The organism is Hyella patelloides LEGE 07179, assembly GCF_900659865.1.
Lineage (GTDB): Bacteria > Cyanobacteriota > Cyanobacteriia > Cyanobacteriales > Xenococcaceae > Hyella > Hyella patelloides.
The window spans coordinates 1-9,761 of sequence record NZ_LR214034.1 but is presented as its reverse complement, the minus strand read 5'-3'; the positions used below and the strand labels follow the sequence as shown (position 1 = coordinate 9,761).

Below are 9,761 nucleotides of genomic sequence, written 5' to 3'. Positions count from 1 at the left end.
AAAAAATCGTTGTTGAGATTTTTTACCTATTTTTTCTATGCTATATATCAGTAAAATTATGATTTAAAAGGACTGAAAAGATATTCGATAATCAATACAGCCTTGCCAAAATTTTCTGTAGTTTTTGAAACTACTATTTGTCAAATGCAATAAAAATATGAGCTTTAATGAATTAAATCATTGATATGTCCGCTAATAGTCAGACACAACGTTAAAACCATGGAAAATTAGAGTCAATTATTAACAGCAATAAAATCAATTGTGCCGATCGAATACACTTGAAAAATTATGAGCGATAAAACTGTTTTGGTTATTGACGATAATCCTGATTTTAATATTTTAGTGAAATTTGTTTTAGAACATGACACCAATTGGAATATTTTGACGGCTTCAGATGGAGAAGAAGGGGTCGCTCAAGCACAGTTGCAACAGCCCAACTTGATTTTGCTAGATGTAATCATGCCAAACCTGAATGGGCTAGATGTTTACCGTTTACTTAAGACTCATCCGACTACCTGTTTTATTCCGATTGTTTTCGTTACAGCTATGCCTGAGATAGCAAAAATAATTAAATTGCAAATTGCTGAAGATATAGAAATAGTTATCAAGCCTTTCGACATTATGACATTAGCAGATCGAGTAATTGATATATGCGATCGCTGCATAATAAGTGGGGATTTTAGAATACCCGCCATTGCTGAAATGTTTCAAGAGATGAGCATTAAGGACTTGCTTGATGAAGCAGTCAGAGAGACCCCGCGTAAAAGCGGTACGACCCCCTAAAGGATTCAACAGTTCAGTTCCTTCAAGCGAGGTTTCCCCGCCAACAGACTGTCTCACCGCATCGCCGAAAGAGGCAAAGGAATGCTGCTCTAGCAAGGGAATGAATGCGCACCTCTGACACTAAGGGGCTTCCTCTGACCGTTGGTCAATCTAGATCGGTTCTAATCAAATAACCATGACCAAAGTCAAATTTTAAATAAAAGGAGATTGGCAAAAATCAGCAGTCAATAACAAGTTTTTATCTGACATTAAAGAATCAAGTTAATTAATACTTGCGATCGCTATTTAGTGATGAATAATTAGTTACGTTTAATTTCAATGTCCAAATTTACCTATTTTTTTTCACTAACTGTTAGTCGATAAAGTGTAATACTGACAGCACTATTAAACTCGGTAGGAAAACAAGTTTCCTGTATCTTGAACAATCCCAGAAACAATCACATACTATCAGCATTACCTCAAAAAGAGTATCAACGCTTCAGCGATTATCTTGAGCCAGTTCAGCTTTCATTAAATGAAATTCTCTTAGAATCCAATCGAAAAATTGAATTATTATATTTTCCCACTCAGGGAGTCGTGTCTTTAATTTCAGCAATGGGCGATGGCTCAACCACAGAAATTGGCTTAATAGGGAAAGAAGGAATGGTAGGAACGCTGCAATTTTTGGGAGATGGAATATTAAACAGCCAAAGTGTGGTTCAAGGAGAAGGAACGGCAATGAAAATCGATACCGAAGCACTGCAAGTAGAATACGATCGAGGGCAGATGCTACAAAAACTATTGCTGCGCTATGCTTTGAAACTATTTAATCAGGTAAGCCAATGTGCTGCTTGCAACAATCATCATACTGTCAAACAGCGTACTGCTCGCTGGCTGCTGATGCTCGATGATCGCAGTGACCATGAAACGCTATTAATGACTCAGCAATTACTCTCTCGGATGTTGGGGGTGCGTCGTACTGGAGTTACCGAAGTTGCTAAAGAAATTCAGCGACGGGGAATTATTGACTACCACCGAGGCAAAATTAAGATTTTAGACCGCGATGCCTTAGAAGCAGTTGCTTGTGAGTGCTATCAGGTTCTCAAAGATTGGTCTACTACTTGACGATATATGAAGCACTTAAAGAAGTGGAGGAATTAAACAAAGCTTACAGCAAGCGAAGCTCCAAGCTTATAGCTGGTTAAAATTTAATTACTGCATCTGTCCGCAAGCGGACAATTTTTAGCTAAAATTATTAGTATTCTAAAGTGATGTGCAATCTAGTTGAGAATCTAATAGTCAAAATTCTCTAGATTATTTTGGCAGAAATTTAGAATGAACTTTTTAGCTGGCTGTAGTTAAATTTTAAAATAGATCCAAATTGTCCTCACCAAATTTAAGCAAGCCAATCAATCGGCTACTAGCTGCTCTACCTCAACCAGACTATCAACGCCTTTGCATTCATTTAGAACCAGTGGAGCTTCCTCAACATCAAATTCTCTACAATGCTGGGGAACACTATAAATACGCTTACTTTCCCTCTCACTCGATTGTTTCTACCGTAGCGATCATGGAAAATGGCTCAACAACGGAGATTGGAGTTATCAGCAATGAAGGTATGGTAGGACTGCCAATTATATTGGATACCAGCTATACAAACACTACCGCTATCGTTCAGGTGGGTGATGGTGGTTATCGGATTGGTGCAAAATGGCTACAAGAAGAGTTAAATCGTCAAGGAGCATTAAAACGTCTCCTGATGCGCTACATTCAAGCTCGTATAATTCAACTTGGTCAAACTGCTGCTTGTAATCGCTATCATAATCTGGAGCAGCGATTTGCTCGTTGGTTGCTCACGGTGCGGGACAATATACAAAAAGATGAATTTCAATTAACCCAAGAATTTATCTCTCAGATGTTAGGGGTACGCCGTACTGGAGTAACCGAAGTTGCTAGCAAATTTCAAAAAGAAGGCATCATTCACTATAAAAGAGGTTTGATAAATATTGTCTGCCAAGAGAAGCTGGAAGCTCGTACCTGCGAATGTTATCAGCTAATTGCTAACGAGTTTTCTCGGTTGCTTGATTGATTTTCTCCTTAGCTTGGTTTATGAGAGTACATAGAAGATTTCTATTCATACCTACATACCCGAACTAGACTCACCAGAAAACGACTATTGCGATAACTATTTAATTAAGCAGGCATAAAAAAACACATTCTCGAAAGAATGTGCTGTGTAATGGTTACTTAAGGTTAGAGAAGATTTCTAATTTAAGGATCGCACCCTCTATGCTAAAGCTGCCATTTTTACGTCATTGTTAGCTAACACATCCTGTAGCTCATCAGAATCTACTGTTTCTTTCTCAACGAGCATTTCTGCTAATTTGTCGAGGATGTGACGGTTTTCTGTAAGCACTTCTTTCGCACGACGATATGCCTGATCTACGAGGTTACGGACTTCTTCATCGATCGCTGCTGCTGTTTCATCGGAAAAATCGCGATCGCTAGCAATATCACGACCTAAGAAGACATTACCGTTTTGACGACCAAGAGCCACAGGACCCAAGCGATCGCTCATACCAAAGCGAGTAATCATTTGACGGGCTACTTTAGTTACTTGCTGTAAGTCATTAGATGCACCAGTAGTTACTTCTTCGTCACCAAAGATAATTTCTTCGGCAATACGACCACCCAAAGCCACTGCCATTTGATTTTGCAGATAAGCACGGGAATATAAACCAGATTCCATACGGTCTTCACTGGGAGTAAACCAAGTTAAACCGCCAGCGCGTCCACGGGGAATAATGCTAATTTTCTGTACGGGGTCATAATCGGGCATTAATGCACCTACAAGGGCATGTCCTGCTTCATGATACGCTACTAATTCTTTGCGTTTTTCGCTCATCACACGGTTTTTCTTCTCTGGTCCAGCTAAAACGCGATCGATCGCGTCATTAACTTCATCCATAGAGATTTCGGTGAGGCTACGACGGGCTGCTAAGATAGCTGCTTCGTTGAGTAAGTTGGCTAAATCTGCACCAGTGAAACCAGGGGTACGACGAGCAATTTTATCAAGAGCAACATCTTTAGCTAAAGTTTTGCCACGAGCGTGTACTGTGAGAATTTCAGTACGACCATTATAGTCAGGGCGGTCTACTACCACTTGACGGTCAAAACGACCAGGACGCATTAAGGCAGAATCTAAAACATCAGGACGGTTAGTCGCAGCAATGATGATAATACCTGTGTTGCCTTCAAAACCGTCCATTTCGGTAAGTAACTGGTTAAGAGTTTGTTCTCTTTCATCGTTACCACCACCTAAACCAGCACCACGCTGACGACCTACGGCATCAATCTCATCGATAAATACGATGCAAGGAGCGTTTGCTTTGGCTTGTTCAAATAGATCGCGAACGCGGGAAGCACCAACACCCACAAACATTTCGACGAATTCTGAACCAGAAATGCTGAAGAAAGGAACTCCTGCTTCTCCTGCTACTGCTTTTGCTAAAAGAGTTTTACCTGTTCCTGGAGGGCCTACTAAGAGAACTCCTTTGGGAATTTTTGCTCCAATTGCGGTAAAGCGATCAGCATTTTTGAGGAAGTCTACAACTTCTGTAAGTTCCAGTTTTGCTTGCTCGATACCTGCAACATCACCGAAAGTTACTTGGGTTTTAGGTTCCATTTGAACTCTGGCTTTGGATTTACCGAAGTTCATTGCTTGAGAGCCAGGACCACTTTGCGCTCTTCGGAGTAAGAAAAACAATCCTACTAAAAGTAATACAGGGAAGAAAAGACTACTTAAGGCTCTAAACCAAACTCCTTCATCACCTTGAGGTAAAACTGCGATATCTACCTGGTTATCCATTAAGATATCGATGAGTTGAGGATCGTTAGGTAAGTTAACCAGAATGGGGTTTCCTTCTTGGTCTGTAACGACTGCTTTAGTGCGATCTGCACTAATTTTGACCGTTTCAACTTGGTTATTTTCAACTTGGTCTATTAATTTGCTGTATGCCCAAGTTTGGCGGGTTTGGGGTTGTCTATCCAGAAAGGCAGTGCCAAGAGCGACGACTACTATAGCTAGTAGCACGTACAATCCAGCATTACGCCACTTTTTATTATTATTTTTGCTCACGCTGATAGCCTCCCTTTGGCTTGATATTAGAAATCTGTTATACAATTAGCTATTACTATTCTGGCATCTGTACTTATTAAGCTTAAGTTTTAGGGTATGACAGAAAAGACAGTATATATACAGTGATTGATGTTAACTTATGTTAACGTTTCTCAGGAACTCTTGGCTAGGTGTGGATAACTTTATCTTCAAAAATGACTAGAGAATTTTGCGTCCGACGAGGTTTTCTCGAACCTCTAGCATTGCCGAATAAGTGGGTAAGATGTGTAGTGTTTCGTTAGGCGGTGTTATTTCCAAAGCAGTGGAGATTGCTTGAGTCAGATTTTCTTGAATGATTAGTTCTAGGTTGGGGTTTTCTAGCAGAGATTCACTATATTTAAGGCGTAATGCCATATCATAAGTGCGATCGCCACTAATGATTAATTTTCCTCCCTGGTGGGTTAAAGTTTCGGTATCGACATCCCAAATCCAAGAAACATCAGTACCATCAGGAATGCGATCGTTAAGTACCAGCAAAGTAACTGGAGATGGCTTATTTTTTTGAATATCTGTAACCGCTCTAATTGTTTCATTCATACCAACAGGATTTTTTGAGAGTAGAATGCGGATTTGTTTGTCGTCGATGGTTAGTTCTTCTGCTCTGCCGAAAGCTGCTTTAAAGTTTTTGATGGTATGACAAATATCTTCTCGTTGAATGCCAATTGTTTCTGCTAATAGACCTGCTGCAATGGTGTTGTATTTGTTGTAAACTCCAATTAGTATTTGTGGCCATTCTTGAGAATTAATAGCTGTTTTACTTTTAGCAAATCCACAACTAGGACAGTTATAGTCTCCTAAATGAGAAAGATATACCCCTTGATAATCTAAAAGATGACCACAGCTAGGACAATAAATAGAATCTACAGCGTGGGGAATTTCTTCCAAATATAGTTGTGGTTCGTTAAGTCCAAAGAATAGTACTTTTTGACGGGGCGTACAAGCCAAGGGCGTGTGATTCGAGGTTGCCTCGAATCCCTGTGTCGCCCGTCCGCCCTTCGAGGGCGGGGTCAGCCCCTTGCTTAGTTGGTGTCCTAGGTAAGCTAATGTAGGGTCATCTGCATTGAGAATAATAGTAGTTTCTGATGGTAGAGGCGAAATCGCTTTTTGCCACCTTTGAGCAATGGTATCTACTTCTCCGTAACGGTCTAGTTGGTCGCGAAAGAGGTTTAAAGCGAGGATATATTGAGGCTGACAGTCTTTCAGAACTAGGGGTAAAATATTTTCATCTACTTCAAGAATAGCGTAATCAGTATCTAGTTTGCCTGTGATTTTGGTATCTACTAGCAAGGCTGTTGTTAAACCATTAATCAGATTTGCACCACTGGAATTGTGAGTCACTTTAAAGCCTCGATCTTCAAGGATTTTCCTTAATAATAGTGCGGTGGTAGTTTTCCCATTGGTTCCTACAACTAAAATGACACCATAATTTACTTGCTTAAATAGAAGAGGTAAGAGACGAGGATGTAAACGACGAGAAATTTCTCCTGGTAATACTGAGGCTGCTCCTAAATTAAGAGTTTTAACCAGTTTGGTCACAGTTTTAGCCGTCCCGACAGCTAAACCTAAGCGAATTCGATCTATTGGTTGCATCTTGGAATTTGCTAGAGGAGTGGTATTAGACAGCTAGAGTGTATCACTTGTTTTTTGTGTGGTCAGATAATCTAGAGAACGATCGGCGATCTTTTCAAGAATCATCAAAGATGTTTATACCCAAACCATAAATATTAAATTATCGATAACGCTAAAAGCATTGATTATAGTATATGATAGAAGTATGAGTGTTGCGCAACGTATTTATCAGCTTTAGGGAGTTAAACCTCAAATATTGAAGAGTTTAGGAAGTTAATCGATATATTGTTTACTTTATTCAGATTAAGGAGATACGAGATTTGATACAGGCTACTTTGCACCAATTAAAAGTATTTGAAACAGTGGCTCGCCACGGTAGTTTTACTCGTGCTGCGGAAGAGTTGTTTATCACTCAGCCTACAGTTTCCAGCCAAGTAAAGCAACTTACAAAGGCGGTAGGTTTACCTTTGTTTGAGCAAATAGGTAAAAGTCTTTATCTAACTGATGCGGGAAAAGAGTTATTGTCTACTTGTCAGGATATCTTTGAAAGATTAGATAATTTTGAAATGAAGGTAGCTGATTTAAAGGGAACAAAGCAAGGACAATTGAGATTAGCAGTCATTACCACCGCCAAATATTTTGTTCCTCGTTTATTGGGGTCTTTTTGTAAGAATTATCCAGGGATTGATATTGCTTTAAAGGTGACTAATCATCAGGAAATTCAACAAAGGATGCTCAATAATGAAGATGATTTATATATAGTAAGTCATCCTCATAAAGATATTGATTTATTAAGTAAACCTTTTTTGGATAATCCTTTAGTGGTGATAGCTAATCGAGAACATCCTTTAGCTAATAAAAAGAATATTGATATCTCTTGTTTGAATAATGAGCCTTTTGTGATGCGAGAAAAGGGTTCGGGTACAAGGGATGCAGTGTTAGATTTATTTGAAAAACAGAATGTGTCAGTAAGGGTAAGATTAGAACTAGGTAGTAATGAAGCGATTAAGCAAGCGATCGCTGGTGGTTTGGGAATTTCTATTTTATCCGAACATTGTTTGATTTCTGAAGGACAATTCAGTGAGCTAAAAATTCTTGATGTGCAACATTTTCCAATTGCTAGAAGATGGTATGTGTCTCATCTTGCAGGGAAAAAGTTATCAGTAATCGCCGAGACGTTTTTGGAATATCTTTTAGAAGAAACGCCTAAAATGCCTTTTCCTAGAATTAGTTCTTTTGTGAAAGTTTCTTGATAGTTTTAGCGGTTTTTTGGCAATAAGAACTTAATAATCTAGTTTTTGTTGATTGAAGTGTAAGTTATACGTGATTATTACCCATAACAAGCAATAATTATGTGTAAAGCAGTCCACAAATACACACTGATAGACACAGATAAAGATAATTATTCAGTTGTAGTAGTAATTTTATTCACTATAATTAATACTGATGTTAATTTGCCCTGTTCTATTTTTTTAAGATAGAGGATAATTTGGCACTTTTTTAAGTTTCAACAAAACTAGATCTAATTCTATGAATTTAACAAGACAATTTTTAGAGCAAAGAAAAGATAATGCTTTAGATAACTTGCGTAAAGCTGATAGATTTTGGTTGGCATTGCGTTCTGGGACAATCAATTATGCTGAAGTTGTGAAAGAAACTCAAGAGTCTCTGCCTGACATAGATTGTGATGTGGTTATCTGTGGTGGAACATTAGGCATATTATTGGGCGCAGCATTGCAAAAGTTAGGAGTGCAGGTTACTGTAATTGAGCGAGGATTATTAAAGGGTAGAGAGCAGGAATGGAATATTTCTCGTCAAGAGTTAGATATTTTTTGTGAATTAGAACTGTTAACAGAAGCAGAATTAGAACAAGCGATCGCAACAGAATATAATCCTGGTCGTGTTGGCTTTTTGGGGGGTCGAGATATTTGGGTAGAGGATGTTTTAAATATTGGAGTCAATCCTATTTATCTATTAGAGAAATTAAAAAAAAAGTTTGTTAATACAGGTGGAAAACTATTAGAAAATACTGGATTTCAGTCTGCAACTATTAGTGCTGATGGGGTTGAGGTTAAAACCGATCTAGGTAAGCTAACAACTCGTTTATTAATTGATGCGATGGGCCATTTTTCCCCAATAGTCAAGCAGATTAGAAAAGGAGTTAAGCCAGATAGTATTTGTACTGTTGTCGGGAGTTGTGCTGATGGATACGAGCGCAACGAAACAGGAGATTTAATCTATTCTTTTACTCCTATTATTAATCAATGCCAATATTTTTGGGAAGCTTTTCCTGCAAGAGAAGGCAGGACTACTTATATGTTTAGTTATTTAGATGCTCATCCAGAAAGACCTAGTTTAGATTATTTCATGTCGGAGTATTTAAGACTATTATCAGATTACCAAAATGTTAATTTAGAGCAATTAGATTTTAAGCGATTTTTATTTGGTTTTTTTCCTGCTTATCGTCAAAGTCCTTTAAAAATACCTTTTGATAGAATACTGGCAATAGGAGATAGTAATGGTGGACAATCTCCTGTAAGTTTTGGTGGTTTTGGAGCGATGGTACGTCATCTTAAAAGACTTACTAAAGGGGTCTATGAAGCATTACAAACGAATAGTTTGACTCAAAAAGATTTGACTTTAATTCAACCTTATCAGCCTAATATTTCTGTGACATGGCTATTTCAAAAAACCATGAGCGTGGAAGTTAAACAGAAGATTAACCCTAACCAGATTAACAATTTAATGAATGGGGTTTTTTCGGTTATGGAAAGACTGGGTGATGATATAATGAAGCCTTTTTTACAAGATGTTATTCAGTTTATCCCTTTAGCAAAAACCTTACCTTTAGTAAATCCTAAATTAGTATTACCTATTTTGCCTCAAGTTGGAATTAATCCCTTATTAAGTTGGAGTTGGGAATACTTTAATTTAGCTTTGTATAGTGGTTTATACCCTTTAGGAAAAGTAGCACAGCCTTTAATTAAAAATTTATCTCCTAAGCAACAATATTATTATCATCGTTATTTAGATGCTTGGAAATATGGCTCAGGTGGCGACTATATTAATTAAATCATGTCCAGTTTAGAATCAGATTTTTTTTAATTAATGATGCCAATTGCTGGCAAAAAAAACACCAGTGATACTAAATCCGATCGATTAAAGTTATATATAATTAGAGGCAAAACGAATCAAAGCAGACAATGCCAAAAAAAGCTTATTTAGCACCACATTATAGTAATAATGAACTAAA

At 38.0% G+C, this 9,761-nt stretch carries 7 protein-coding genes; 5 read left to right on the top strand and 2 right to left on the bottom strand.

Annotated features, from left to right (window positions below; translation table 11 throughout):
* The first annotated feature begins 288 nt into the window (after nucleotides 1-288).
* The 3 genes from H1P_RS27315 (at nucleotide 289) to H1P_RS27305 (ending at nucleotide 2,851) form a co-directional block, all read left to right on the top strand.
* A complete protein-coding gene (locus tag H1P_RS27315; protein WP_144873689.1) occupies nucleotides 289-783 on the top strand; it encodes a response regulator in 495 nt (164 codons plus the stop codon).
* Between the two features lie 417 nt (nucleotides 784-1,200).
* Complete coding sequence (locus tag H1P_RS27310; RefSeq protein ID WP_222427265.1) at nucleotides 1,201-1,887, top strand: Crp/Fnr family transcriptional regulator; 687 nt, start codon at nucleotides 1,201-1,203, stop codon at nucleotides 1,885-1,887.
* A gap of 256 nt (nucleotides 1,888-2,143) precedes the next feature.
* Nucleotides 2,144-2,851 (top strand): Crp/Fnr family transcriptional regulator, encoded by a 708-nt coding sequence (locus tag H1P_RS27305; RefSeq protein WP_144873682.1) that lies wholly within the window; start codon nucleotides 2,144-2,146, stop codon nucleotides 2,849-2,851.
* A gap of 198 nt (nucleotides 2,852-3,049) precedes the next feature.
* On the opposite strand, the gene ftsH3 is transcribed toward H1P_RS27305, so the two are convergent.
* Nucleotides 3,050-4,900 carry an ATP-dependent zinc metalloprotease FtsH3 gene (gene ftsH3, locus H1P_RS27300; RefSeq protein WP_144873679.1) on the bottom strand — a complete coding sequence of 617 codons (1,851 nt, stop codon included), beginning with the start codon at nucleotides 4,898-4,900 and terminating at the stop codon, nucleotides 3,050-3,052.
* A gap of 198 nt (nucleotides 4,901-5,098) precedes the next feature.
* A complete protein-coding gene (locus tag H1P_RS27295; protein ID WP_144873676.1) occupies nucleotides 5,099-6,529 on the bottom strand; it encodes a Mur ligase family protein in 1,431 nt (476 codons plus the stop codon).
* Between the two features lie 299 nt (nucleotides 6,530-6,828).
* Here H1P_RS27295 and H1P_RS27290 point away from each other — a divergent pair, with 299 nt between their 5' ends.
* Both H1P_RS27290 and H1P_RS27285 read left to right on the top strand, forming a co-directional pair.
* Nucleotides 6,829-7,761, top strand: a complete 933-nt coding sequence (locus H1P_RS27290) for a LysR family transcriptional regulator (RefSeq protein WP_144873673.1) — start codon at nucleotides 6,829-6,831, stop codon at nucleotides 7,759-7,761.
* 277 nt (nucleotides 7,762-8,038) lie between these two features.
* Nucleotides 8,039-9,580, top strand: coding sequence for an FAD-dependent oxidoreductase (locus H1P_RS27285; protein WP_144873670.1), 1,542 nt, complete (start codon nucleotides 8,039-8,041; stop codon nucleotides 9,578-9,580).
* Nucleotides 9,581-9,761 lie beyond the last annotated feature (181 nt).

Bases quoted from the DNA above. Each gene is read 5' to 3' on its own strand.
- H1P_RS27315 (WP_144873689.1), top strand. From the start codon at position 289: ATGAGCGATAAAACTGTTTTGGTTATTGACGATAATCCTGATTTTAAT.
- H1P_RS27295 (WP_144873676.1), bottom strand. From the start codon at position 6,529: ATGCAACCAATAGATCGAATTCGCTTAGGTTTAGCTGTCGGGACGGCT.
- H1P_RS27285 (WP_144873670.1), top strand. From the start codon at position 8,039: ATGAATTTAACAAGACAATTTTTAGAGCAAAGAAAAGATAATGCTTTA.